This is a genomic window from Pseudomonas mandelii, from assembly GCF_024138395.1.
Taxonomy (GTDB): Bacteria; Pseudomonadota; Gammaproteobacteria; order Pseudomonadales; family Pseudomonadaceae; genus Aquipseudomonas; species Aquipseudomonas mandelii_E.
The window spans coordinates 110365-135594 of the sequence record NZ_JAMYDU010000008.1; the positions used below are offsets into that span (position 1 = coordinate 110365).

General features: G+C 59.4%; 21 protein-coding genes. 7 read left to right on the forward strand and 14 right to left on the reverse strand.

The window, feature by feature from the left end; genetic code table 11:
- Positions 1-73: 73 nt before the first annotated feature.
- The 5 genes from NHU87_RS14880 to NHU87_RS14900 are packed head-to-tail and all read right to left on the reverse strand — an operon-like array spanning position 74 to position 8467.
- Positions 74-1480 (reverse strand): ATP-binding protein, encoded by a 1407-nt coding sequence (locus tag NHU87_RS14880; RefSeq protein WP_253549848.1) that lies wholly within the window; start codon positions 1478-1480, stop codon positions 74-76.
- Complete coding sequence (locus NHU87_RS14885; RefSeq protein WP_253549851.1) at positions 1477-3288, reverse strand: DAHL domain-containing protein; 1812 nt, start codon at positions 3286-3288, stop codon at positions 1477-1479. Before NHU87_RS14885 ends, NHU87_RS14880 begins: the two co-directional genes overlap by 4 nt.
- A complete protein-coding gene (locus NHU87_RS14890) occupies positions 3285-4244 on the reverse strand; it encodes a cytochrome-c peroxidase (RefSeq protein WP_253549854.1) in 960 nt (319 codons plus the stop codon). Before NHU87_RS14890 ends, NHU87_RS14885 begins: the two co-directional genes overlap by 4 nt.
- A gap of 45 nt (positions 4245-4289) precedes the next feature.
- A complete protein-coding gene (locus NHU87_RS14895) occupies positions 4290-6164 on the reverse strand; it encodes a putative bifunctional diguanylate cyclase/phosphodiesterase (RefSeq protein WP_253549856.1) in 1875 nt (624 codons plus the stop codon).
- Positions 6161-8467, reverse strand: a complete 2307-nt coding sequence (locus NHU87_RS14900; protein ID WP_253549859.1) for an EAL domain-containing protein — start codon at positions 8465-8467, stop codon at positions 6161-6163. The genes NHU87_RS14895 and NHU87_RS14900 overlap by 4 nt, the downstream gene beginning before the upstream one ends.
- A gap of 255 nt (positions 8468-8722) precedes the next feature.
- Here NHU87_RS14900 and NHU87_RS14905 point away from each other — a divergent pair, with 255 nt between their 5' ends.
- The 4 genes from NHU87_RS14905 to NHU87_RS14920 all read left to right on the forward strand — a co-directional run bounded on the left by NHU87_RS14905 (position 8723) and on the right by NHU87_RS14920 (position 11901).
- Positions 8723-10081, forward strand: coding sequence for an HD domain-containing phosphohydrolase (locus tag NHU87_RS14905; protein ID WP_253549862.1), 1359 nt, complete (start codon positions 8723-8725; stop codon positions 10079-10081).
- Positions 10082-10304: 223 nt separating this feature from the next.
- A complete protein-coding gene (locus NHU87_RS14910) occupies positions 10305-10739 on the forward strand; it encodes an NUDIX hydrolase (RefSeq protein ID WP_253549865.1) in 435 nt (144 codons plus the stop codon).
- Between the two features lie 23 nt (positions 10740-10762).
- Positions 10763-11401, forward strand: a complete 639-nt coding sequence (locus NHU87_RS14915; RefSeq protein ID WP_253549868.1) for a LysE family translocator — start codon at positions 10763-10765, stop codon at positions 11399-11401.
- Between the two features lie 2 nt (positions 11402-11403).
- Complete coding sequence (locus tag NHU87_RS14920) at positions 11404-11901, forward strand: GNAT family N-acetyltransferase (RefSeq protein ID WP_253549872.1); 498 nt, start codon at positions 11404-11406, stop codon at positions 11899-11901.
- A 180-nt stretch (positions 11902-12081) separates the two neighbouring features.
- On the opposite strand, the gene metR is transcribed toward NHU87_RS14920, so the two are convergent.
- The gene (metR, locus tag NHU87_RS14925; protein ID WP_253549875.1) at positions 12082-12999 is read right to left on the reverse strand and encodes a transcriptional regulator MetR; all 918 of its coding nucleotides are present in this window, start codon (positions 12997-12999) and stop codon (positions 12082-12084) included.
- Between the two features lie 110 nt (positions 13000-13109).
- Here metR and metE point away from each other — a divergent pair, with 110 nt between their 5' ends.
- Entirely contained in the window at positions 13110-15422 is a 2313-nt protein-coding gene (gene metE, locus NHU87_RS14930) for a 5-methyltetrahydropteroyltriglutamate--homocysteine S-methyltransferase (RefSeq protein WP_253549878.1), read from the forward strand.
- Positions 15423-15498: 76 nt separating this feature from the next.
- Here metE and NHU87_RS14935 read toward each other — a convergent pair whose 3' ends face one another.
- The gene (locus NHU87_RS14935; RefSeq protein WP_253549881.1) at positions 15499-15966 is read right to left on the reverse strand and encodes a hypothetical protein; all 468 of its coding nucleotides are present in this window, start codon (positions 15964-15966) and stop codon (positions 15499-15501) included.
- Between the two features lie 225 nt (positions 15967-16191).
- Between NHU87_RS14935 and NHU87_RS14940 the strand changes: the two genes are divergently transcribed.
- A complete protein-coding gene (locus NHU87_RS14940; protein ID WP_253549884.1) occupies positions 16192-17226 on the forward strand; it encodes an alpha/beta fold hydrolase in 1035 nt (344 codons plus the stop codon).
- Between the two features lie 128 nt (positions 17227-17354).
- Here the strand turns inward: NHU87_RS14940 and NHU87_RS14945 are convergent, their stop codons facing one another.
- Positions 17355-17711, reverse strand: a complete 357-nt coding sequence (locus NHU87_RS14945) for a DUF6124 family protein (RefSeq protein WP_253549887.1) — start codon at positions 17709-17711, stop codon at positions 17355-17357.
- A 544-nt stretch (positions 17712-18255) separates the two neighbouring features.
- On the opposite strand from NHU87_RS14945, the gene NHU87_RS14950 reads away from it, so the two are divergent.
- Positions 18256-18921, forward strand: a complete 666-nt coding sequence (locus tag NHU87_RS14950; RefSeq protein ID WP_253549891.1) for a DsbA family oxidoreductase — start codon at positions 18256-18258, stop codon at positions 18919-18921.
- Between the two features lie 220 nt (positions 18922-19141).
- Here NHU87_RS14950 and NHU87_RS14955 read toward each other — a convergent pair whose 3' ends face one another.
- The 6 genes from NHU87_RS14955 to NHU87_RS14980 all read right to left on the reverse strand — a co-directional run bounded on the left by NHU87_RS14955 (position 19142) and on the right by NHU87_RS14980 (position 25080).
- Positions 19142-19471 (reverse strand): GlpM family protein, encoded by a 330-nt coding sequence (locus NHU87_RS14955; protein ID WP_185047110.1) that lies wholly within the window; start codon positions 19469-19471, stop codon positions 19142-19144.
- 8 nt (positions 19472-19479) lie between these two features.
- Positions 19480-20808, reverse strand: coding sequence for a sigma-54-dependent transcriptional regulator (locus NHU87_RS14960; RefSeq protein WP_253549894.1), 1329 nt, complete (start codon positions 20806-20808; stop codon positions 19480-19482).
- Entirely contained in the window at positions 20805-22706 is a 1902-nt protein-coding gene (locus tag NHU87_RS14965) for a sensor histidine kinase (RefSeq protein WP_253549896.1), read from the reverse strand. Before NHU87_RS14965 ends, NHU87_RS14960 begins: the two co-directional genes overlap by 4 nt.
- A gap of 225 nt (positions 22707-22931) precedes the next feature.
- Positions 22932-23666, reverse strand: coding sequence for an amino acid ABC transporter ATP-binding protein (locus NHU87_RS14970; RefSeq protein ID WP_217854344.1), 735 nt, complete (start codon positions 23664-23666; stop codon positions 22932-22934).
- The gene (locus tag NHU87_RS14975; protein ID WP_095051339.1) at positions 23663-24334 is read right to left on the reverse strand and encodes an amino acid ABC transporter permease; all 672 of its coding nucleotides are present in this window, start codon (positions 24332-24334) and stop codon (positions 23663-23665) included. Before NHU87_RS14975 ends, NHU87_RS14970 begins: the two co-directional genes overlap by 4 nt.
- Positions 24334-25080, reverse strand: a complete 747-nt coding sequence (locus NHU87_RS14980) for an amino acid ABC transporter permease (protein ID WP_253549898.1) — start codon at positions 25078-25080, stop codon at positions 24334-24336. Before NHU87_RS14980 ends, NHU87_RS14975 begins: the two co-directional genes overlap by 1 nt.
- Between the last annotated feature and the right edge of the window lie 150 nt (positions 25081-25230).

A 25230-nucleotide genomic window follows, 5' to 3' on the forward strand; every position in this document is an offset into this window, starting at 1 on the left:
CTGTGTCAGGCATTCTGCGCCTGGGGAAAAAACGAAAAAAGCCCGGATTGAAGTTGATTCCTGGCTCAATCGGTCAGACAGCCGCTTTCGATTGCCGCACCGGCAACTCGACCCGAAAGGTGCTGCCTACCCCGACTTCGCTACGCACCGAAATATCGCCCCGGTGTTTTTTCACGATGCCATAGGACAGGGATAACCCGAGCCCTGTCCCCTGGCCCACCGGTTTGGTGGTGTAGAACGGGTCGAATATTTTCTGCAGGTTGTCCGGTTCGATGCCTATTCCCGTGTCCGCGATCTCGATCGACACCGTTTCACCTTCAAGGCCGGTGCGTAGCGTGATAGTGCCCCGTTCCGGTCCCATCGCCTGAGACGCGTTGACGATCAGGTTCATGATCACCTGATTGATTTGCGACGGCAGGCATTCAATGTCGGGCAGCTGTTGAAACTCCTTCACCACATCGGCCTTGTACTTGAGTTCATTGGCGACGATGTTCAGGGTCGACTCGATGCCTTGTTGCAGATTGGTCCACTGCCATTCCTGATTGGAGTCGACGCGGGAGAAGTCCTTCAGGTCTTTGACGATCTGCCCGACACGGCCGATGCCTTCCTTGGACTCCTTGATCAGCAGCGGAATGTCTTCGCGCAGAAAGTCCAGTTCCACCCGTTCACGTAATTGAACGAGACGGTCGATGACCTCGCTTGAGCCAATGGCGTTTTCCGCCTCCCGATAGGCATCGAGCATGTCCTGCAGTTGCTTGAAGTAGCCATCGAGGGCGCCGAGGTTGGAGGAAATGAAACCGATGGGGTTATTGATTTCATGGGCGACGCCTGCCGCCAGTTGCCCCAGCGAAGCAAGTTTTTCCGACTGCACCAGTTGGCTTTCCAGTTGTTTGCGCTCGTCGATTTCCCGCTGCAACGCTTCGCTGGCCTGCTTGAACTGGGCCGTGCGCTGATCCACCAGATGCTCCAGATGGCTCATCTGAATGGACGCCCGTTCGGTCATTTCCCATTTGGTGAGCAGGGTGTTGGCCATCTGCTGGACTTCAATGTTGTCGAACGGTTTTTTCAGAATCAGCAGGCGGTCGTGGGCGTGCAAGCGTTCCAGCAGTTCATCCCAGGAATAGTCGGAATAGGCGGTACACACCACCACTTGCAGCAGCGGGTCTTTCTGCCACAGGTGTTCGATGGTCTGCGCGCCGTCCCAGCCCTCAGGCATGCGCATGTCGACGAAGGCCAGCGCGTAGGGACGGTTTTCCTGTAATGCCTGGATGAGTTTGCCCAGCCCCTCCTGACCGCCATAGGCCGAATCCAGCTCGAACAGCTGGTGGCTGGATTTCACTTCGCTGCCGAACAGCGTGGCCTCCATTTCGTCCAGCTCTGCATGCTGCGCGGATGTCGGGGTGAGGATCTTGCGAAAGTCTTCGTGGATGGAGGGCGTGTCGTCGATCAGCAGAATGCGTCGGTTGGAAAGATCGCTCATGCTTCCTCCATGACGGGTTTCAACGGGATCTGCAACGTGAACAGCGCCCCTTTGCCCGGCCCGTCGCTGTGGGCGGTGAGATGGCCGTTCATCTCGATCGCGGCCAGCGCACAGCTGTGCAGGCCGAAGCCGTGACCTTCCTTGCGGGTGGTGAAGCCGTGGGCAAAGATCCGCGTCATGTTCTCCGGCTCGATGCCTTCGCCGTCATCCTTGACGCTGATTTGCAGGATCGTGTCCTCGACGACTTTCACCCCAAGGGTCATTTGCCGCGGGCGGTTGCTGAGGTCGGTCATGGCGTATTTGGCGTTGCTGATCAGGTTGATCAGGATCAGCAGCAACCGGTGCTTGTCGCCCATGACTTGCGGTACGTCGCCGTACTCCTTGACCACCGTGACGTGATGCCGGGTCAGGGCGCCGGCGTTCATCCGCAGGGCGTCTTCCAGCAATTCGCTGATGTGCAGCGGCTCCATCAGGCTGTTGGCACCCGCGTAGGATTGCTGAGTGGCGACGATGTCCTTGATGTGGTCGACGCTTTTGCTCAGTTGTGCGAGTTCGTCAGTCATGCCTTGCTGTTCGAGGGCGATGGCCTCCACCAGTTGATTCAGATAGCCGGGCAGCAGTTTTCCTTTTTCGTCCTGGGTCAGAAAATTGCCCAGGTCGTCTTGATGCGCGTTGATCAGCTGCATCGCCTTGCCCAATCCTTGAGCCTTGCTGCTACGCAGCTTGCGGGTGACCAGGTCGGCCGAGATGTTCACGCTGTTGAGCACGTTGCCGACGTTGTGCAGCACGTTGGTGGCGATTTCAGCCATGCCCGCCTGGCGCGCGGTGTCGAGCAGTTCGCTCTGGGTATCCTTGAGTTCGCGGGTGCGCTCTTCGACCCGTTGTTCGAGGACGTCATTGGCGGTTTGCAGGGCTTTGTTGACCCGATTGATCTCCCCGAAGCTGCGCATCAGGCGAATGGCCAGGTACACCAGCACCATCACCAGCAGCGTCGAAAACACCAGCATGTAGAAGTGGTAGCGCCGGTTGGCTGCATCGGTTTGCTGCTGATCCTGGTTCAGCAGACTGGTGATGTTGTCCAGCCGCGCGGCCACAGGAACGGCTTCGATGTTTTCCAGCAGCCGATTGACCACGGGTTGTTCTCGCAGGATCAACGCGATGTGATTGCTCAAAACATCGATCGGGCTATGAAACTGCTCCGGCAATCGTTCCTTGTTCACCCGCAGTTTGTTCAGCCCGACCAGGATATCGGCCGCTTTGTCATCGGAGGCGACTTGGGCGAACTCCAGGCTGCTAAGCAGCAAGTCGTAGGTGTCGGTGGCGATGTTTTGAAGTTGCAGTTTGTCTTCGTCGAGCAGTTGGGCAAGCGGTTCCTGGATGTCGTCTTCGGCAGTGGGCAAAAACGCCAGTGAGTTGCGCAGCACCGCGTTGTGGGATTTGAACTGCTCCACCAGCCGGGTTTTTTCCTGTATGGCGGCATGGTAAGCATCATGGCTGACACGCCAGATCGGCGAGTCGGTGCGGCCGTGGCTGGACTCCATGGTCTCGAACTGCTCCCACAACTGCGTCATCTCGTTCAGCGGTGCAACCAAGGGATCGTAATTGTGGCTGATGGCAATCCGCGCCTTGAGAATCTCGGTTTCCCATTGCGCGTCGAACTGTTTGATCCGGCCGATCAGGTCCCGGGACTCGGCGTACGTCGAGGTCTGGTCGGAGCTTGATTTGAGGTACAGAAACAGCAGTGTCGAGGCCAGCAACAAGGCCACTCCACTGAGCAACAAGAGGTTGCGACGGTGGTATGTTTTCATAAAGGTTTACCGCCCCACTCACCGGTCAGGGTCTTGAGGAATTTGATGATCAAGGTCTTGTCCTTGTCAGAGGGCACGCGACCGAGCTGGAACTTGAACATCACGTCTACCGCGTCTTCGAGGGTCTTGGCCGAGCCGTCGTGAAAATACGGCGCGGTCACGGCGACGTTACGCAGGCTCGGAACCTTGAACACGTTGCGGTCCTCTTCAGCCTTGGTGACCAGATAGCGCCCTAGATCGGCTTCGGTGGGGTTGCCTCGGACCTCGAAGTAATCACCCATGACTCCGAATTTCTGGAACATGTTGCCGCCGATATTGACCCCCTGATGGCAGGCGATGCAGCCATAGTCCTTGAAGCGCTGGTAACCGTACTTCTCCTCGATCGTCAGAATCTCGGTATTGCCCAGCAGGTATTGGTCGAAACGCGAGTTGGCGCTGATCAGCGTGCGCTCATAGGTGGCCAGGGCTTTTTGCACGTTGTTCATGGTCACGCCGTCAGGGTAGGCCTGGGCGAAAGCGCTTTTGTAAGTTGGGTCCGCGGTCAGTGTCTGAACGACATGCTCCCAATGACTGCCCATTTCGCTGGGGCTCTGCACCACTTCGTGAACTTGTGTTTCCAGGGTGTCGGCGCGGCCGTTCCAGAACTGGCGGAAATTCAGACTTGAGTTGAAGACGCTGGGGGTATTGATCGTCAAAGGGGCGCCATTGAAGCCGATGGAAAACGCCTGGGTGTCGGCGCCTCCGACTTCCAGGCGATGGCAACTGGCGCACGACAGGGTGTTATTGACCGACAGGCGTGGCTCGTTGAACAACCGGCGGCCGAGTTCGACTTGCAGGGGATTCTGTTGGGGCACCGCGGGCAAGGGTTTGAGCGGTTCATCCAGCGGCGCGCCGTTGGCTATCAGACAACATCCGAGTAAGGGCGCAAGAAGCAGGTAGTAGAAGGGGCTCGACATCTTATGATTCCTTGGCGCAAGGGCCTGGGTGTCGTTGCACATCGTTCATTTGGTAGTGGATGGAGCGGGCTGCACCGACGTCATGTACTGCACGAAGGCGTCCGGCTCCACGGCTTTGCTGAAGTAGTAACCCTGGCCTTCCTCGCACTGCAGGCCCTTGAGAAAATTCAGTTGCTCAAGGGTTTCCACCCCTTCGGCAATGATGGTCAGTTTGAGGCTTTTGCCCAGGCTGATGATAGCGCTGACCAGAGCCGCGTCATTGCTGTCCTGGCTCAGGCCACGAATGAATGACTGGTCGATTTTCAACACATCGATGGGAAACCGTTGCAAGTAGCTCAGGCTGGAGTAGCCGGTGCCGAAGTCATCGATGGCCAGCCGTACGCCCAATGCCTTGAGCCGATTCAGCGCGCGCATCGTGGCATCGACGTTCTGCATCAATACGCCTTCGGTAATTTCCAGCTCCAGCAAGGTGGGGTCCATACCGGTTTGCTTGAGTATCTGTTCGATACCTTTGACAAAGTCCCGCTGACGGAAATCGATGGCCGACACATTCACCGACATGCAGAGCTCCGGCAAGCCTTGCGCTTGCCAGGCGCAGGCTTGTTGACAGGCCTGGGCGAGCACCCATTTGCTCAACGGTACGATCAGGCCACTGTCTTCGGCCACACCGATGAAGTCTGTGGGATAAACCCAGCCTTGCCCCGGTTTTTGCCAGCGGATCAACGCCTCGGCGCCGACCACCTTGCCGCTGCCCAAGTCAAGTTTGGGCTGGTAGTGCAGGACAAATTCGTTGCGTTCCAGCGCCAGACGAATACCCGACTCGATGCTCTGCTGTTCCCGGGCGCGCTGGTTCATCTCATCGATGAAAAAGCTGAAATCGTTGGGGCCGCTTTCCTTGACGTTGCGCATCGCGGTTTCGGCTTTTTTGATCAGCGCGATCGCATCGAAACCGTCCTCGGGGTAGATGCTGATGCCCAGGCTGGCCGTCACGCTCAGGTCGTGGCCGGCGATGTGTTGAGGGGCGCGTATGGCGTTCAAGAGCTTTTCGGCGATGCCCTTGGTCTGCTGTGGGTGGTGGATATCAGCCAGGATCACCACAAACTCATCGGAGCCGTAACGAAACACCGAATCGGATGCGCGCACGCAGGCCACCAGGTTGTGCCCGACACGTTTGAGCATCTCGTCACCGGTCGGGTGACCCAAGGCATTGTTGATGCGCTTGAAGCGATCGAGCCCCAGAAACATCACGGCCAGCTGTTTGTCATGGCGTCTGGACAGGGCCAGTGACTGGTTCAGCCGGTCGCCCAGCAAGGTACTGTTGGGCAACTCGGTCAATACGTCGTACTGCAACAAGTGCGACACCTTGAGCAGCTCGTGGACCCTGGCCTCGATGGTTTGCTCCAGGGTCTGCACTTTCATGGCCGCATCCTGCGCCATCTGCCATTTCCAGGTCAGGGCGCTGGCCATCTGGCGGATTTCCAGGCTGTCGAAGGGTTTTTTCAGCACCAGTAACTGATCGCCGAACTCCAGTCGTTCGGCCATGGCTTCCCAGGTGTAATCGGAGAAAGCCGTGCACAGCGCGATTTGCAGGTGAGGATCAGCCTTCCAGAGCCGTTCGATGGTTTCCAGGCCATCCCACCCCGGGGGCATGCGCATGTCGGTGAACGCCATGGCGTAAGGGCGACCTTGTGCCTGGGCGCGCGTGACCAGTTCGAGCGCTTCCTGGCCCTGATAGGCGGAGTCGAGCTGGAACACCAGTCGTGCCGACTGCGGGCTGCCGAACAGCGCTGCTTCAGTGCCGGCGAGGGTTTGTTCGTCGTCGGTATCCGGGCCGAGAATCTTGCGGAAATCCTGATGGATCGAAGGTGTGTCGTCGATGATCAGAATGCGCCGGTTGGCCTGGACGGACGGAGTTTTCATTCCTTGTCCTCCGTGGCACGTCGCGGGTCGTCGGGCATCGCTCCGGTTCCGTGGGTGGCATGCACAATGCTCCCGGCCTTCAGCAACTCGGCGGCCTGTTGGCTGCTGACCGCTTGGCTGAAGTAGTGACCCTGGGCGTTCATCGGTGAGCCGGTGGCCATCAGTGAACTGCGCTGCTCCTGGGTCTCGACACCCTCGGCGATAATGCCGATCCCTACGTCGCGGGCGAAGTTGATGATGGCCCGCAAGGTGGTTGCACTGGCTGGGTCGCGTGCGGCCATGTCAATGAAGGTCTGGGCGAGTTTCAGGTGATTGACCTGGTAAGTCTTGAGGTAATCGAACGAGGAGTATTCGGTGCCGAAGTCGTCGATGGCGATTTTCACCCCCAGCTCACGCAGGCGCGGCAGTACGTCGTTGTGCGTCCACTTGGTCTGCGCCAGGGTGGCTTCGGTAACGTCGAAGCGCAGGTCCCACGGGCACAGTTCCCAACGCGCGGTAGTGCGCAACACGTCATAGATCAGCTCGGGACCGCTCTTGAGTTGAGCCAGGGACAGTTTTATCGCCACCACCGGTGGCGCCATGCCCTCTTCACGCCATTGACGCATTTGCCGACAGGCGCGCTCCAGCACCCAGTGCCCGAGGGCGATGATGGTGCCGGTCCTTTCCGCTGCGGGCAGAAACGCCTGGGCTTCGAGCAAACCGCGCAGGGGGTGATTCCAGCTGACTTGCGCTTCCATGCCAAGGATCTTGCCACTGCTCAGGTCCACTTCCGGCCAGTAACGCAGCTCGAGTTCATCGTTTTCGATGGCCGTTTTCAAGTCGTTGGCGATGGTCATGCGCTCGACCACTTCCTGATTGATCTCCTCGGAATGGAAGTGGTACTGGTTGCGGCCTTTTTCCTTGGAGCGATACAGCGCCATGTCGGCCTGGGTCAACAGGCTGTCGGTACTGAGGCTGACCGGCGCGTAGCTGCTGATGCCGATGCTGACCGAGACCCGCACGTCATTGCCGGCCAGGGAGTAGGGCAGCACCAGTGCATCGCGGACCTTGGCGGCCAGGGCCGCTGATTGGGTCGGATCGCCGACGTCCAGTTGCAGTATCGCGAACTCGTCGCCACCCAGTCGGGCGACCACGTCGTTTTCGCGCACGCAGTTTTTTATGCGCCCGGCGACCGCTTGCAACAGCAGGTCGCCCACCGGATGGCCCAAGGTGTCGTTGATCCGTTTGAAGTGATCCAGGTCCAGGTAAAACATCGCAAAGGGGGTGGCCCCGCGTCGGGCGGCAGCGAATGCCTGGTGCAGCCGCTCGATCAGCGTCGCGCGATTGGCCAGCCCGGTCAGCCCGTCGGTGCGGGCCAGCAGGGCGATTTTTTCCTCGGCCAGTTTGCGTTCGGTGATGTCGATGATGATGCCTTCGACTTCCAGCAAACGACCTTCATCGTCACGCACCGGAATGTAGCGGTTTTCGACCCAGCGCCAGTCACCGTCACCGGTGCGCATCCGAAACTCGATGGAAGCACCTAACGCATGGCGGTCCAGTACCCTGGCCATGGCTGTATCGACTTTTGATTGATCGTCAGGATGGACCAACTCCTGCGCCCAGTTGGACGATGCCACCAGGGCCGCCGCGATGTGGCCATATTTGGTGATGTTGTGGGAGATGTACATCAAGGGAAACGACGGTTCGCCCCGCAGCCGATACAGAATGGTCGGGCTGTTCTGCACGATGATGTTGGCGTCGGACAGCTCCCGGGTGCGTTCCTCGACCGCGTGCTCCAGCAAGGACATCTTCAGCGCCGCGTCTTCGGTCATTTGCCACTTGGCGGTCAATGCGCTGGCCATCTGGCGGATTTCGATGGCATCGAAGGGCTTTTTCAGGATAAGCAGGCGATCACCCAGTTCCAGACGCTCGGCGATGTCTTCCCAGGAATAGTCGGAATACGCGGTGCAGAGCGCCACCTGCAGTTTGGGATCGACTTGCCACAAACGTTCGATGGTTTCCAGACCGTCCCAGCCCGGCGGCATGCGCATGTCGATGAACGCCATCGCGTAGGGCGAGTCATTCGCCAGTGCGTTCTCGACCTTGTCCAGCGCTTCGCGGCCCTGAAACGCGGAATCGATGACGAAACTTTGCAACGATACCGACGCAGGGGTACCGAACAGGGCGTTTTCGGCGCTGAGCAGGCTATCGTCTTCGATCGATGGCGGGCTGAGAATCTTGGCAAAATCCTCATGGATCGACGCGGTGTCATCGACGATGAGAATCCGACGATTAATGCGCGCAAGCAGCGTGTTCACTGACATGCGCCTGTACTGACAGCAGGTTGGTGCAATGAGCTCATAGAGGGTATCCCTTCCCTGATCGCTGGATGGAGCGGGTATCGTTCTGGATCCGAGTGATCTGAGCATAGTCGCCCGGCCAGCACTTCGCCCGGTTGACTGAAACGAATCATTTCCGGGGTCGGGCCGAAAATCATCTAGCCTGTAGGTCAGGCTCGGGAACGTCGGACGTTTGCCCCCCGCGCGCGATAAAGACACCGTTTTACTTGAGGTAATGCCATGGAAGAGCAACTCCCCACGACTGTGACCGATAAGCCCAAGTTATTGCTGGTCGACGATGAGGAGTCGATTCTCAACAGTCTGCGCCGCCTGCTGCGCGGCCAACCCTACGAGGTGCTGCTGGCTACCAGCGGTGCCCAGGCGCTGGAGATCATGGCGCAGCAGCCGATCGATCTGGTGATGAGTGACGCACGCATGCCCAATATGGACGGCGCCACGCTGCTGGCTCACGTCCACCAGCGCTATCCCGACACCACCCGGATCATGCTGACGGGTTATGCTGATCCGTCGGCCATTATCAAAGCCATCAATGAAGGGCAGATTCATCGTTACATCAGCAAACCCTGGCACGATGAGGAAATGCTGCTGACCTTGCGACAATCGCTCGCCTATCAGCATTCCGAGCGTGAACGCTTGCGTCTGGTACAGGAGGCGTGGGATCAGAACGAGAAACTGAAGCAGCTCAACGCCACCCTCGAAAAACACGTCGCGGCCCGCACCAGCGAGCTGCAACAGACCGCCGACATGCTGGATCTGGCCTACGAAGAGCTCAAACGCAGCTATGTCACCGGCACCGAAGTGTTTTCGTTGCTGGCCAACCTGCGCCTGCCGCCCGCCAAACAGACCAATCGGCAGATCATCGAACTGGTGCGGGTGTACTGCAAACTTCATGGTCTGGACGAAGGCACCAGTCGTGACCTGACCATGGCCGCGGCGCTCTACAACATCGGTAAATTGAGCTGGACCGACAGCATGATGAGCACGCCCTCGGACCTGCTGCATCACAATGACCGCGAACGCTATCGGGGTTATCCGAAGCAGAGTGAGTCGCTGCTGATGACGCTCGATCCGATGAAGGATGCCGCCCGGCTGATCCTGCATCATCAGGAGCGTTGGGACGGCAGCGGTTTCCCTGATCGACTCAAGGGCGAAGCGATTCCGTTCGGTTCGCGGTTGCTGAAACTGGCGGTGGATTTCATCGAGTTGCAGCGCGGGCTGATCCTCGAACGGCAGATGAACAGCGATGAAGCCCTGGTGTACATCCGCCAATACGCCGGTCGCCTCTACGACCCGGAACTGGTGGAGGATTTCATTCAGGTCTGCGCCACGTATCTGAGCGATGTGACGCTGGCCGATCCGATGGTCAAGGTGCTGACCACCCGGGATCTGGTGGCGGGCATGATCCTGGCGCGCAATCTCAATGCCGACAACGGCATGCTGCTGCTCAATGCCGGCAAGGTGCTGAATGGGCCGCTGGTGGAGAAGTTGATCGCTTTCGAGGCGATGGAAGGGGCCAAGTACAGCATTTTCGTGAAAGTGCCGGAGGAAGTGCAGGGCGCGGTTCTCGAGACGAGTTGAGCCTTCAGGCCGTAAGTAAAGACGCATAACCTGTAGGAGTGAGGCTTGCCCGCGAAGAACGATGACGCGTAGTACCTGAAAAAACGCGGTGCATTCTTCGCGGGCAAGTCGGGTCGCCGCACCGCTCGCTCCTACAGGGAGGGCTGCGGAGATTTTTTCGGCGTGACGAAGAACCGGCACTCATGTGATCCTTGCGGCTTTTACCCAAGGCCAATCCTGATCCATGACGCTTTCATCCGCCACTTCGCCCCGCCTCATCCGCATTGCCGCTGCCCTGCTGATCGGCTCCGACGGTCGCACTTTGTTGGTCCGCAAGCGCGGCACCCAGGCGTTCATGCAACCGGGGGGCAAGATCGAGGCCCATGAGCAACCGGTTCATGCCCTCGCCCGTGAACTGGAAGAGGAACTCGGCCTGGTCATCGATCCGGCGCAAGCCACGTACCTTGGGCAATTCTCGGCACCGGCCGTCAATGAGCCGGGTTTTGTCGTACAGGCCGAACTCTTTCAGCTGACCATCGATTCGCACGTTTCCCCGGCGGCGGAGATCGAAGAGGTGCGCTGGATCGATCCCGCCACCGACGGCGATGTCACGCTGGCGCCATTGACACGGGACCAGATCTTGCCGTTTTATCGAGCTTCACTGATCGAAACTGCCTGATCGTCCAGGGACGGAGAGTGTCCATGATTCCACTTCAAGACTTGCTGATTTTTGCCGCCGCGGCGCTGCTGATGGTGCTCACGCCCGGGCCGAACATGATCTACCTGATCTCTCGTTCCATCTGCCAGGGGCGCAAGGCCGGGGTGACTTCGTTACTCGGCGTGGTCGCGGGATTTTTAGTGCACCTGTTCGCGGCTGCCGCGGGTTTGACCGCGGTGTTCGTGGCAGTGCCGATGGCTTATGAAGTGTTGAAGTGGGCCGGTGCGCTGTACTTGCTGTGGCTGGCCTGGCAAGCGGTGAAACCCGGTGCGCGTTCGCCATTCGAAGCGCAGCAGTTGCCGGCGGATTCGTCGCGCAAGTTGATCACCATGGGCTTTCTCACCAGCGCCCTGAACCCGAAGATCGCGGTGTTTTACCTCTCGGTGTTTCCGCAGTTCATTAGCCCTGAGCACGGTTCGGTGTTCACCCAGAGCATCATTCTCGGCCTGACCCAGATCAGCGTGAGCTTCAGCGTCAACCTGCTGATCGCGTTGTTTGCCGCGGGCATCGCCTCCTGGTTCGTCAACAATCCGAACTGGCTGGCGATGCAGCGTTACTTCATGGGGTTTGTGTTAGGCGGGTTGGCCGTGCGCCTGATGCTCGAGCAACGCCGGACGGCTTGAGCATGTGGATCGAACGGCTGGACGCCAGCCATGCGCTGGCTTATCGGGAACTGATGCTTGAAGCCTACGACCGCCATCCACAGGCGTTTACTTCCAGCGTGCGCGAGCGCGCGGTAATGCCGTTGAGCTGGTGGGAAGGGCGCCTGACCCACAAGCTGGACGTAGTGTTCGGGGCGTTTGAGAAGGGTAAGCTGGCGGGCATCGTCGGCCTGGCATTCGAACCGCGAGAGAAGGCTCGACACAAAGCCACATTGTTCGGCATGTATGTCTCCACCGATTTTCGCCAACGCGGTTTGGGCTTCGAGCTGGTGCAAGCCGTACTGGCCGAAGCGCGAAATCACCCGGCGCTGAAACTCATCCAGCTCACCGTCACCGCCGGCAACGACGCCGCGTTCAACCTCTACCAGCGCTGCGGGTTCATCCAGTTCGGTCTGGAACCGCTGGCGGTGCGAGTGGGGGAGGACTATTTCGACAAGTTTCACATGTGGCGCGAACTCTGAAACCACCCCCGATCGTTCCCACGCTCTGCGTGGGAATGCAGCCCGGGACGCTCCGCGTCCCATCCAGAGCCGAACGCAGAGCGTCCGTTGAGGCATTCCTTTGCTGCGCGTGGGAACGATCAAATCCTCATTAGCCTCGCGGATCGAGGTTATCCAGCACCCGGTACAGGGGCAGTCGCTCTATCGAACGGCACTAACCCCATCCAGCGTCGAAAACGACGTGTCTTTGGCCGTCAGCAAAAAATCGCGCATGTACGGTGCATCGAGCATGTCCGTGCGAATCGCCGCGTACAACGTCGCGAACAAACCTTTCTCGCCAAGCCGCTTGGCCTTCACATAACCCCGTGAGCTGTATTCATGCAGCGCCCAATGGGGCATGCCGCAGACGCCGCGACCGCTGGCCACCAGTTGCATCATCATCACTGTCAGTTCCGACGTGCGCACCTGGGCCGGTTCGATGTCGGCTGGCTCCAGGAAGCGGGTGAAGATGTCCAGCCGGTCACGCTCCACCGGGTAGGTGATCAAGGTTTCCGTGAGCAAATCTTCGGGCACGATGTGCGTTTTGCTTGCCAATCGGTGCTGATTCGCCACCGCGAGCATGGCTTCGTAGGTGAACAACGGCACGTAAGTGATCCCGGCCAGTTCCAGCGGATCGGAGGTTACCACCAGGTCCAGATCGCCTCGGGCCAGCGCCGGCAGCGGGGCGAAGGAGAACCCTGAGGCCAGGTCCAGTTCGACTTCCGGCCAGGCATCGCGGAACTGGTCGATGGTCGGCATCAGCCACTGAAAGCAACTGTGGCACTCGATCGCCATGTGCAAACGCCCCGCAGTGCCGCCGGCCAGTCGTGCAATGTCGCGCTCGGCGCCGCGCAGCAATGGCAGGGTGGCATCGGCCAGTTGCAGCAGGCGCAAGCCGGCACTGGTGAAGCGCACCGGTTTGGTCTTGCGCACGAACAACTGCATGCCCATGCGCTCTTCCAGCTCCTTGAACTGGTGGGACAGCGCCGACTGGGTCAGGTGCAGGCGGTCAGCCGCATCTACCAGGCTGTCGGCTTCGCGCAAGGCGTGCAGGGTTTTCAGGTGACGGATTTCAAGCACCGGGGGCTCCATGAGGAAAACTTGTGATCAACACGAAAAGGTTGAGTTTGTCTCATGTTGGGTGGGCTGTCGACAATAGCACCATCTTTTACTGATGGAGTGCATTCGACATGGCTGTGGCACATACCCTGGGTTTCCCGCGCATCGGCGCCGATCGCGAATTGAAAAAAGCCCTCGAATCCTACTGGAAAGGCGACCTCGATCAGGACGCACTGAAAAGCGTCGGTCGCCAACTGCGCGCCACCCACTGGCAATTGCAAAAAGACGCCGGCATCGACCTGCTGCCCGTGGGCGACTTCGCCTGGTACGACCAGGTACTGACTCATTCTCTGACCTTCGGTGTCATCCCCGAGCGCTTCGACAGTGCCAAGGATTCCCGTGGCCTGCCGACACTCGACACCCTGTTCGCCATGGCCCGTGGTGCTAGCGTGGCCTGCTGCGACGGCGAACATGGCAAGGCGCAATACGCGCAGGAACTGACCAAGTGGTTCGATACCAACTACCACTACCTGGTCCCGGAGTTCACCGCTAATCAACAGTTCAAACTGAGCTGGGAACAGCTGTTCGACGAAGTCGACGAAGCCAAAGCCTTGGGCCACAACGTCAAACCGGTGATCATCGGCCCGCTGACTTACCTGTGGTTGGGCAAGGCGAAGGGCGATGGCTTCGACAAACTCGACCTGCTGGAGCGCCTGCTGCCAATCTACGGCGAAATCCTCGGTCGCCTCGCCGCCCAAGGCGTGGAGTGGGTGCAGATCGACGAACCGATCCTGACCCTCGACCTGCCACAGGCCTGGAAAAACGCCTTCGAGCGCGCTTATCACATCCTTCAATATTCGCCGCTGAAAAAACTCGTGGCGACTTACTTCAGTGGCTTGGAAGACAACCTCGGCCTGGCTGTCAGCCTGCCAGTGCAAGGCTTGCACATAGACGCGGTGCGCGCGCCGGATCAACTTGGCCAAGTACTGGATCGCCTGCCGACTTACAAAATTCTCTCGGTGGGCCTGGTCAATGGTCGCAACGTCTGGCGTTGCGAATTGGAGCAAGTCCTCGCGCAACTGCAGCCGGCTCAGGAGCGCTTTGGCGATAACTTGTGGGTCAGCAGTTCCTGCTCGCTGCTGCACAGCCCGGTGGACCTGGACCGTGAAGACAAACTCGATCCGGAACTGAAAAGCTGGCTGGCGTTTGCCGTGCAGAAGTGCGGTGAAATCGCCGTGCTGCGTGATGCCCTCAACGATCCGCAATCGCCCAAGGTACAAACCGCCCTGGCCGAAAGCCGCGCCATTGCGGCCAGTCGCGCCCAATCTCCGCGTATCCACAAAGCGGATGTTCAGGCCCGAATCAACGCCATCGGCTCAGCGGACAGCCAACGCCACTCGCCGTTTGCCAAACGCATCGAACAACAACAGGCACGGCTGAAACTGCCGGCGTTCCCGACCACTACCATCGGCTCGTTCCCGCAGACGGGTTCGATCCGTCTGGCGCGCCAGGCCTTCAAGCAAGGCAAGCTGTCGGCCAACGATTACACCGATGCCATGCACAGCGAAATCCGCCACGCCGTGCAAATCCAGGAACGCCTGGGCCTGGACGTATTGGTACACGGTGAAGCCGAGCGCAACGACATGGTCGAGTACTTCGCCGAACAGCTTGAGGGTTATGCATTCACCCGGTTCGGCTGGGTTCAGAGCTACGGTTCGCGCTGCGTCAAACCGGCGATCATTTACGGCGACTTGAGCCGTCCAAAGCCGATGACGGTCGACTGGATCACCTATGCCCAGAGCCTGACCGACAAGGTGATGAAAGGTATGCTCACCGGTCCCGTGACCATGCTGATGTGGTCGTTCCCGCGCGAAGACGTCTCGCGCAAAATTCAGGCGCAGCAACTGGCCTTGGCCTTGCGCGATGAAGTGGTGGACCTGGAAAACGCCGGCATCAAGATCGTGCAGATCGACGAAGCCGCGTTCCGCGAAGGGCTGCCGCTACGCCGGGCGCAATGGCAGGAATACCTCGACTGGGCGGTTCAAGCCTTCCGCCTGAGTGCTTCGGGCGTGCGCGACGAAACCCAGATCCACACCCACATGTGCTACAGCGAATTCAACGACGTGATCCAGTCCATCGCGGCCATGGACGCCGACGTGATCACCATCGAAACCTCGCGCTCGGACATGGAACTGCTGGAAGCCTTCGAAGCGTTCGACTACCCGAACGACATCGGCCCGGGCGTCTATGACATCCACTCACCACGGGTGCCGGACACGGCCGAGATGGTGAAGTTGATGAGCAAAGCGGTGAAGCGGATTCCGGCAGAGCGGTTGTGGGTCAATCCCGATTGTGGGTTGAAGACTCGCGCGTGGCCGGAGACTGAGGCGGCGTTGGTGAACATGGTGGCGGCGGCGCGGCAGTTGCGCAGTCAGTTGGCTTGAGCTGTGGCGCGGGGGGCTTGTCGGAACTTGCGTTCCCCCACCCCCCACTGACCACCTAGTGTTCAGGCGTTTTTTGTCAAAGCTGTTTAAAGTCCACGTCATCCAGATACACCGGCCCTTTATTGGCAAAAGGATCGGACGGTACCGAAAAGCGTATTTCGGCCTCTTTCACCCCAAGTAACAATTCGCCGCGGTAGCTGACCGTATTCGAGGTGGGGTTGATCCCGGCCATGCTGAAATCATGTTGAACCGGTACACCGCTGGCATCGAATCCCGTGATGATAAACAGCACGAAAGCGTGAATCAGCGGGTCGGGTGGCCCTTCGTGCTCGATGGATTGCGGGGCGATGGCAGTGAAACTCAAGGTGAATGTTCCGGGCTTGGCGTTAGCTCGGGTAAATAACAGTTGGCCGGTGCTCCTGCCACCCGCCAGTCGCGCTTTGTAACTACCGCCGTAGTGAACTACGTTGGCCGGTGTGTTGAAAGCTTGCACCGTCCAATGAGTGAAGTCCTTGGTTTCGAAATCACCGTTGAGAATGGGCATTTCAGGCGTCCTTATGTTCGAGTGAGAGCATCATCAAATTCCTTGGATGGATTCCCGGTCTACTGTCAGATCTGATAGTAGTGATGAACGGTCGACTGTTTGGGTACTCCTGTCGTAATGACCACTCGGCACAATTCATCAAACTGTCACGTAACTGTGGCAGCGCGCTTGAACAAACTTCATCAGACTCGCGTTCTACTCGAGTTCTGCGTTTCGGTGTTTTTCATGCGTGCACGATTTTTATCCACAGTGGTCTTTCTGGCCGCTGTGTTATTCAATTTTCCGTCTCTTGCGGCGTCTCGTTGCGATGTCAATGTTCCGACCGAGCGGGTCGATCTCGAGCAGGTGAGCCTGGCCTATCAGAGTATTGGCCGTGCCTCGGACCCTGCGTTGTTGCTGGTGATGGGTCTGGGCGGGCAGTTGATTCACTGGCCGGACGAGGTGGTGGTTGCGCTGTGTCAGCAGGGGTTTCGGGTGATTCGCTATGACAATCGCGATGTGGGCCTCTCGACTTGGCGGCAGACGCCTATCGAGGCCAACCTGACCTTCGAAGTGCTGCGCTACAAACTCGGTTTGCCGGTATCGGCGCCGTATACCCTGACCGACATGGCCGACGATGCCTTTGGGCTGATGGATGCCTTGCACGTCGAGCAATTCCACGTACTGGGCGCCAGCATGGGCGGGATGATCGCTCAGCATATGGCGGCCATGGCACCGCAGCGTGTCGAGAGCCTGACGTTGCTGATGACCAGTTCGGGTGCCGAAGGTTTGCCGGCGCCGAGTGCGGCGCTGCTGCAGTTACTCGCGCGACGCGGCGCGCCGAATCGCGAAGTGGCGCTGGAGCAACAGGCCGATTTGCTGGCGGCGCTGGGCAGCCCGGCGGTGAGCGATGACCGGCAGGCGTTGTTGCAGCAGGCGGCGCAATCCTATGACCGGGCGTTCAACCCGGAGGGCGTGAAGCGTCAGATCATGGCCATCCTCGCCGAACGGAGTCGGGTGGCGCTGCTTAATCAATTGCGGGTGCCGACGCTGGTGGTTCACGGCACTGCCGATCCGTTGTTGCCGGTGATGCATGGCGTGCACCTGGCGGCACACATTCGCGGCAGCCAATTGAAGCTGATCCCGGGGCTGGCTCATCGTTTTCAAGAGGCGTTCAAGGCGCCATTGTTGGCGGCAGTGTTGCCGTATTTGCAGGCCCATCGCGAAGATACCTCGCATTGGGCGCAGATCGATCCAGTGGCCGAACACAATCTTCTATAACCCCCAAATCCAAACTGTGGGAGCGAGCCTGCTCGCGATGGCGGACCAGTCGGTATTGATGAAACAGATTGACCGCTATCGCGAGCAGGCTCGCTCCCACAGGTTTAGGTTCTCCGACAGGTCAGGTTTTACGTTGGAACGAAGTTATCCAGCATCCGGTTCACTGCCAGTTCACCCAACATGACGGAGTTCTGGATGCCAAGCACGGTGTTGCGCTGCGAGCCATTCAGCAGCCCCGCGAAATCGCTCAACATCACGCTCGCCGCCGCCAGCGATTCGCAGGCGCTGACCAGCAGGGTTTCGTTATCGGCTTCGGGGGCGACGGAGTAAAGGGTGCTGGGTTTGCGTGGGGTGTCTTTGGGAATTTCCGGTTTGAGGTAGTAATCGAGGGCGCGGTCGGCGGCTTCGTTGAGCTTTTTGGAGCTTGGGGTTTCGTACGGGGAAACGTCGTCGGTTTCCGGTGGATTTGGTGTGATTTTGAACATTGGATTGGAACTCCTGTTAGTAGAGCTGCAACCTGTCTCGCTACTAAACGGAAGGGTGGCAGCTGTGCGCAAGTTAGTAGACCGGCCCCAATCCAAAACCGGCGCGCCCGAAGGCACCATGCGCACAGCCACCATCAAGTGCAGGCGAATGCCTGCTGGATGACACTTATGCGGTCGGTTGGAAAAAGCCGGGCTACTAAACCCGATCACTGGGAATCAGTGACACGAACCAAGTTACCGACGGGCCTCCAGGCGCACAAGCCGGCGGATTCTGACGTGGTTGTAGGCGATGGCGCAAGGCGCTGTAGCTTTCAGGAAGTAACGCTAAACAGAACTAAACACGCCCTCCCAAACACCCCAATACCTGTGGGAGCCGGGCTTGCCCGCGATGACGGCCTTCCAGACGACATCTGCAGTGACTGACACGTCGCCATCGCGGGCAAGCCCGGCTCCCACAGGGATCGTGGAACGGCTGCCACACAGGCTCAGCCTTCGGGTGTATCGTTCAAACTTTCCGGCGCGACCCAAGCCTGCGAGGTGTGTGATGAGTACTCCCCTGAAAATCGATTTCGTCAGCGACGTTTCCTGCCCCTGGTGCGTTGTCGGCCTGTATAGCCTGACCCGTGCCCTGGATATGCTCGGCGACGAAGTCCAGGCCGAGATCCGTTTCCAGCCGTTCGAACTGAACCCGAAGATGGGCCCCGAAGGCCAGAACATCACCGAACACATCAGCGAAAAGTACGGCTCGACGCCTGAGCAATCGCAGAAGAACCGCGAAATGATCCGCGCGCGTGGCGCCGAGGTCGGGTTTGCCTTTCGCACGGATGGCAACAGCCGCATCTACAACACGTTCGATGCTCACCGCTTGCTGCACTGGGCGGGGCTGGAAGGGTTGCAGTTCAACCTGAAAGACGCATTGTTCAAGGCGTACTTCACCGACGGTGGCAATCCGTCCGATCACAAGCAATTGGCGCAGATCGCCGAAAGCGTGGGACTGGACCGGCAGCGGGCCGAGGCGATCCTGGCGTCCGATGAATTCGCCAAAGAGGTTCGCGAAGAAGAACAGTTGTGGTTATCGCGCGGCGTGAGTTCGGTGCCGACGGTGGTGTTTAACGGGCAGTACGCCGTCAGTGGCGGGCAGCCGGTGGAGACGTTTGTCGGTGCGATTCGCCAGATCATGAGTGAGGCCAAGGGCGGAACCGTGAGCTGATTTGTGGCAACCTAAATGCGATATGCCGCCCCGCCACAAAACTTGTAGCAGCTGCCGAGCCTGCGAGGCTGCGTTCGACGGCGTAGCCGTCGTGAAATCAGGCAACGCGCTATTTCGGGTAACTCCGGATAAACAGTTGGCGAGGACTTCGTCCTCGAACGCAGCCTCGCAGGCTCGGCAGCTGCTACAGGTGGCCTATATTTCGGGCAGGATCAGAGTCTCAAGCGTGCAAGCGAACCCAAACACTGACTAACACCGTCGCCGCCATCAACCACGCCACTGCCGCCACTGCCAACGAAGCCTCCAGCCGCATCCGGTCGACCATCACGTACAAGGTCGCCAGGTAGACGAAGTACGGAATGATCGACCACATGCCAAACACGATGGTGGTTTTCAAATCATCCAGCGAACGCCCTTTACCAACGATGTAATGAGCGATTAGCGCAAAGGTCGGAAACAGCGGCACCAAACCTGCGATGTAATAGTTTTTGGTCTTGGCCAGCATGGCCAGAATCACCACCACCGCTGCACCCAGGGTCGCTTTGAAAATCAGGTCCATCAGTGGCTCAGCCCGTATTTCTTCACTTTGTCGAACAGCGTGGTCTTGGCCATCCCCAGTTCCAGACTGGCCTGGGTCAGGTTGCCACCGCTGCGCTGCAAGGCGTCGCTGAGCAGGTTGCGTTCGAAGGCTTCCACCGCTTCGGCGAAGGCCAGGCCCTGATTGCTGCCATTGGTGCCGGATTTTTTGAAGGCCGGCAGGCCCAATGCGAAACGCTCGGCGACGTTGCGCAGTTCGCGCACGTTGCCTGGCCAGTCGTGGCTCATCAGGTTCGACAGGGTCTGGTTATCCAGTTCCGGCACCACGCGGTCGAAGCGCAGGGATGACTGCTGCAAAAAGTGTTCGAACAGTTGCAGGATGTCTTCGCGGCGTTCGCGCAGCGGCGGCAGTTCCAGGGTCACCACGTTCAGGCGGTAATACAGATCGCTGCGAAACTCGCCGGCCTTGCTCGATTGATCCAGGTCGGACTTGGTCGCGGCGATCACCCGGCAATCCACCGCCACGCTCTGGTTCGAGCCGAGGCGTTCAAGGGTGCGTTCCTGCAACACCCGCAGCAGTTTGATCTGCAATGGCAGCGGCATACTTTCCACTTCGTCGAGGAACAGTGTGCCGCCGTCGGCATGTTCGATCTTGCCGATCCGCCGCTTGCCGGCACCGGTGAAGGCGTTGGCCTCGTGGCCGAAGATCTCGCTTTCGAACAGGTTCTCCGGCAGGCCACCGCAGTTCAGCGCGACGAACTGTTTGGTGTGCCGGCGACTGAAGTCGTGCAGGCAGCGCGCAACCAATTCTTTACCGGTGCCGGTCTCGCCTTCGATCAGCACGTTGGCCGAGGTATCGGCGACGTTGGCGATCAGTTCCCGCAGGTTCTGCATGGCCGGCGAGCGCCCGATGATCCGGCCTTCGAGGGAATCCCGCTCGAACAGTTGTCGACGTAATGACGACACTTCCCGCGCCAGGCTGCGTTGTTCCAGCGCGCGGCGAGCGACGTCCACCAAGCGTTCGGGGGAGAAGGGTTTCTCCATGAAGTCGTAGGCGCCTTTTTGCATTGCGCCGACGGCCATCGAGATGTCGCCGTGCCCGGTAATCAGCACCACTGGCAGGCTGCGATCGCGGGCCTTGAGCCGGGTCAGCAGTTCCAGGCCATCGATGCCCGGCAGGCGGATGTCGCTGATGACGATGCCTGCGAAGTTATCGCCGACTCGCTCCAGCGCTTCTTCGGCGCTGCCGACGCCCACGCAGGGAATGTCTTCCAGGGTCAGCGCCTGTTGACAACCGAGTAGCACATGGGGGTCGTCTTCGACGATCAGCACACTAAGGTCGTTGTTCATATTGGCTCGGCGGGAGTGGGGCTTACCAACGGTAAACTGAGGACGAAGGTGGTGCCACCGCTGGCCGGGTGTTCGACACCCAGATGCCCGCCGGTGGCGGCGGCCAGGCTGGCTGAAAGCGTCAGGCCGAGGCCCAGGCCTTGTTCGCCGGGTTTGGTGGTGAAGAACGGTTCGAACAGATGCTTGCGCGCTTCGGCATCGATGCCGTGGCCATTGTCGCGCACCCGCAGGCGATATTTGCCGTCGAACTCCTCGCCTTCGAGCCACAACGCCGGTTGGGGCTGCGATTGCATGGCGTCGAGCGCGTTGCCGATCAGGTTGACCAGGATCTGCTCCAGACGCGTCTGGTCGATCTGCACCTGCACGTCAGCAAAGTCGCGATGCAATTGCAGATGCACGCTGTCCATCCGGCTGCCCAGCAATTGCAGGGCGGCGTCCACAGCCTTGCCAAGGCTGGCCTGGCCCTTGTCATCGCCGCGTCGGGCGAAGGAACGCAAGCTGGCGGTGATCCGGCCCATGCGGTCGATCAATTCATTGATGGTCTTGAGGTTGGTGCTGGCCACATCCAGCTGACCGCGTTCCAGAAAACGCACGGTATTGCCGGACAAGGTCCGCAAGGCGGCCAGCGGCTGGTTCAATTCGTGGGCGATGCTGGTGGACATCTGACCGATGGCGGCCAGCTTACCGGCCTGGACCAGTTCATCCTGGGCGCGGCGCAACGTCTCTTCCGCCTGCCGGCGTTCACGGATCTGGCCCTTGAGCCGTTCGTTGCTGGCGCGCAGGTCGGTGGTGCGTTCGGTAATCCGACGCTCCAGTTGATTGTTGGCTTCCTGCAAGGCTTCCCGCGCCGCGAGACGGGTGGCGATCACTTTACGCCGCTCGTTCCAGGCGATCAGCAGAAACGCCACCAGGGCAAACGCCACCGCCACCAGAATCCCCTGATTGATCGCTTCACGCCGCAAATCCTGCAGGGGGGTGAGCAGGGTGAAATTCCATGGTGTGTCGCTCAGTGGCCGGGTTTGCGAGAGGTAGCTGATGTTTTCTTCATCGGACATCAATTCGCTATTGGCGGGGAAGGTCAGTTTTTCCTCGCCTTCGGCGAGTTTCTCTCGCGCCAGCGGTTGCAGTTCATTCAGCGGAAACCAGTAGTACTGCAGGCTACGCGCCAGTTTTTCCTTGGTTTCCTCGCTCAATGGCACAACCGATTTAAGCCGCCGCGCCGGATCGCTGGAGAGAATGATGATGCCGTTCTCGTCGCTGACGAAGGCTTCCAGGCGCGCACGCTGCCAGCGTTCTTCCATGGCTTCGAGGCGGACCTTGACCACGGCGACGCCGATGATCTTGCCGTGCTCTTCCAGGCCATGAGCCAGGTAATAGCCGGGTTCGCCACTGGTGCTGCCGATGCCGTAGAAACGCCCCGGCTGACCGCGCACGGCGTTCTGGAAATAGGCACGGAAGGACAGGTCTTCACCCAGATAACTGTCGACATCGCGCCAGTTGCTGGTGGCCAGTACGCGACCGGTGGTGTCCATCACATAGATGGCCCGACTGCGGCTGCGCCGGTTCAGGCCTTCAAGGTATTCGTTGACCGTCTGCCGGTGTTCCGGCGACGTGTCGGCCAGCAGTTTGGAAACACTGGATTCGAGTTCCAGCAAACTGGGCAGGTAGGTGTACTTGCTAATCTCGCTCTCGACGGCGCGGGCGTGCAGTTCCAGCTGACGCTGGCCATTCTCGCTGAGGCTGCGAATCCCGTAGTGTTCACTGACCCAGAAGCCGATGTAACCCAATCCGATCATCAGGGCGATGATCAGCGGCGGCAGGAACAGATGGCGAATCAATCGGGGTTTCACGGCGAGTGATGGCGGCGCTGCGCGATAAAGAGTGGAGTCGCATTTCATCACAGATGCCTTGGGTCAACCACAACACAAATATCCATATACCCACAGGGCCCCTGTGGAGACTGCTGTGTGGTGAGGGCGCAAACCCAATCGGATCTTGTAGGAGCCAGGCTTGTCGGCGAAGGCGTCCTTGAGTGCGCCTTCGCCGGCAAGCCTGGCTCCTACGAAAAGCGGTTCACTCCCACACAAATCCGCTCCCACATTAGTTGGGGAGCGGTGCCTTTCTTAGTGCTGCAAAATTTTCGCGAGGAAGTGCTGTGTGCGCTCGGCACGGGCGTTGATGTCGCCGAAGAACTCTTCTTTCTTGCAGTCTTCGATGATCTTGCCCTGGTCCATGAAAATCACCCGGTCCGCCACTTTACGGGCGAAGCCCATTTCGTGGGTCACGCACATCATGGTCATGCCTTCGTGGGCCAGTTGCACCATCACGTCGAGTACTTCGTTGACCATTTCCGGGTCCAGCGCCGAGGTCGGTTCGTCGAACAGCATGACGATCGGGTCCATCGCCAGCGCACGGGCAATCGCCACACGCTGTTGCTGACCACCAGAAAGCTGGCCCGGGTGCTTTTTGGCGTGGGCGGTGAGGCCGACGCGCTCAAGCAGTTGCAGGGCTTTTTTGCTGGCTTCTTCCTTGCTGCGGCCCAGCACCTTGATTTGCGCGATGGTCAGGTTATCCATGATGCTCAGGTGCGGGAACAGTTCGAAATGCTGGAACACCATGCCCACGCGCGAACGCAGTTTCGGCAGGTTGGTCTTCGGGTCGGCGATGGACGTGCCATCGACGATCACGTCGCCTTTCTGGAACGGTTCCAGCGCGTTGACGCATTTGATCAAGGTGGATTTGCCGGAACCGGACGGCCCGCACACCACGATCACTTCGCCTTTCTTGACCTCGGTGCTGCAGTCAGTCAGTACCTGGAAGTCGCCATACCACTTGTTGACATTCTTGATAGAGATCATACGGCAAACCTTTTTTGCAGACGCTTGACCAGCTGCGAGGCGGCAAAGCTGATGATGAAGTATGTGAAACCGGCGAAGATCAGGAACTCATTGGAGCGGCCGATGATGTCGCCACTGGCGCGCGAGGCATTGAGGAAGTCCACCAGGCCCACCGCGTAAACCAGCGAGGTGTCCTGAAACAGGATGATGCTCTGTTGCAGCAGCAGCGGGGTCATCTTGCGGAACGCTTGCGGCAGGATGATCAAACGCATCATCTGGCTGTAAGTCATGCCCATGGCCTGGGCAGCCGCCATCTGGCCCTTGGGAATCGACTGCACGCCGGCCCGGACGATTTCGCAGAAGTACGCCGCTTCGAACATCATGAAGGCTACGATGCACGAGGCGAACGCGCCGATCGGAGTATCTTCGCCGGTGATCCAGCGCAGTACGAATGGCACCGCCAGGTAGAACCAGGTGATGACCAGCAGCAATGGAATCGAACGGAAGTAGTTAACGTAGGCGCCGGCGATGTTCGACAGCAGTTTGCTGTGGGACAGGCGCATCAGTGCCAGGATCGTGCCGAGGATGATCCCGCCGACGACGCCCAGCGCCATCAGTTTGAGGGTCATGACCATGCCGTTCCACAAACCCGGCAGGGACGGAATGATGCCCGTGAAGTCGAATTCCATCATTTACCCCCTACGGAAATCAGGCCCGGTACGGCAACTTTCTTCTCGACCGCGCGCATCACCAGCATCAGGCCCATGTTCAGCGTGAAGTAGATCAGCGTGGCCAGGGTGAAAGCTTCGAACAGGTTGGCGGAGAACTCGGCGGTCTGTTTGGTCTGCGCGAGCAGTTCCATCAGGCCGATCAGCGAGGCCACGGACGAGTTCTTGAATACGTTCAGGAATTCCGAGGTAAGCGGCGGAATGATGATGCGATAAGCCTGGGGCAGCAGCACGTTCCAGTAGATCTGTGGCAGCTTGAAACCCATGGCGCGGGCAGCGGATTCCTGGCCGCGAGGCAGCGCCTGGATACCGGTGCGCACTTGTTCGCAAACCCGAGCAGTGGTGAACAGACCCAGGCACACGACGACGCTGAGGAAGGCCGAGGTGGTCGGATTCAGGTCCTGCTTGTACCACTCCTGGATGTCCGCAGGCAGCAGGTCGGGCACCAGGAAGTACCAGATGAATAGCTGAACCAGCAGCGGCACGTTACGGAAGAGTTCGACGTAGCAGGTCGCGATGCCCGATACGATGCGGTTCGGCACCGTGCGCATGACGCCCAGAATCGAGCCCAGCAGCAGGGCAATGATCCAGGCCGCGATGGCGATAGCGATAGTCCAGCCCAGACCGGAAAGGTACCAGTCGAAATAAATCTCGCTGCCCACGCCGGTGGACTTGAAGAACACGCCCCAGTCCCAGTTGTAATTCATTAGGGTCTCCCCTCGGATTCGTTCGATGTACAGATGCCCGCCTGGGGAAGCTCCGTTCCCGCCCGAACCTTGAAGTTCAGGCACACACGAGCGGCTCGACAGCCACCGGTTCGAGTGTTTCCAGAAATGCCAGCAGGGAGTGACAAATCC

Coding starts and splice junctions, on each gene's coding strand:
- NHU87_RS14880 (WP_253549848.1), bottom strand. CDS start 1,480: ATGAGCGATCTTTCCAACCGACGCATTCTGCTGATCGACGACACGCCC.
- NHU87_RS14885 (WP_253549851.1), bottom strand. CDS start 3,288: ATGAAAACATACCACCGTCGCAACCTCTTGTTGCTCAGTGGAGTGGCC.
- NHU87_RS14890 (WP_253549854.1), bottom strand. CDS start 4,244: ATGTCGAGCCCCTTCTACTACCTGCTTCTTGCGCCCTTACTCGGATGT.
- NHU87_RS14895 (WP_253549856.1), bottom strand. CDS start 6,164: ATGAAAACTCCGTCCGTCCAGGCCAACCGGCGCATTCTGATCATCGAC.
- NHU87_RS14900 (WP_253549859.1), bottom strand. CDS start 8,467: ATGTCAGTGAACACGCTGCTTGCGCGCATTAATCGTCGGATTCTCATC.
- NHU87_RS14905 (WP_253549862.1), top strand. CDS start 8,723: ATGGAAGAGCAACTCCCCACGACTGTGACCGATAAGCCCAAGTTATTG.
- NHU87_RS14910 (WP_253549865.1), top strand. CDS start 10,305: ATGACGCTTTCATCCGCCACTTCGCCCCGCCTCATCCGCATTGCCGCT.
- NHU87_RS14915 (WP_253549868.1), top strand. CDS start 10,763: ATGATTCCACTTCAAGACTTGCTGATTTTTGCCGCCGCGGCGCTGCTG.
- NHU87_RS14920 (WP_253549872.1), top strand. CDS start 11,404: ATGTGGATCGAACGGCTGGACGCCAGCCATGCGCTGGCTTATCGGGAA.
- metE (WP_253549878.1), top strand. CDS start 13,110: ATGGCTGTGGCACATACCCTGGGTTTCCCGCGCATCGGCGCCGATCGC.
- NHU87_RS14935 (WP_253549881.1), bottom strand. CDS start 15,966: ATGCCCATTCTCAACGGTGATTTCGAAACCAAGGACTTCACTCATTGG.
- NHU87_RS14940 (WP_253549884.1), top strand. CDS start 16,192: ATGCGTGCACGATTTTTATCCACAGTGGTCTTTCTGGCCGCTGTGTTA.
- NHU87_RS14945 (WP_253549887.1), bottom strand. CDS start 17,711: ATGTTCAAAATCACACCAAATCCACCGGAAACCGACGACGTTTCCCCG.
- NHU87_RS14950 (WP_253549891.1), top strand. CDS start 18,256: ATGAGTACTCCCCTGAAAATCGATTTCGTCAGCGACGTTTCCTGCCCC.
- NHU87_RS14960 (WP_253549894.1), bottom strand. CDS start 20,808: ATGAACAACGACCTTAGTGTGCTGATCGTCGAAGACGACCCCCATGTG.
- NHU87_RS14965 (WP_253549896.1), bottom strand. CDS start 22,706: ATGAAATGCGACTCCACTCTTTATCGCGCAGCGCCGCCATCACTCGCC.
- NHU87_RS14970 (WP_217854344.1), bottom strand. CDS start 23,666: ATGATCTCTATCAAGAATGTCAACAAGTGGTATGGCGACTTCCAGGTA.
- NHU87_RS14975 (WP_095051339.1), bottom strand. CDS start 24,334: ATGGAATTCGACTTCACGGGCATCATTCCGTCCCTGCCGGGTTTGTGG.
- NHU87_RS14980 (WP_253549898.1), bottom strand. CDS start 25,080: ATGAATTACAACTGGGACTGGGGCGTGTTCTTCAAGTCCACCGGCGTG.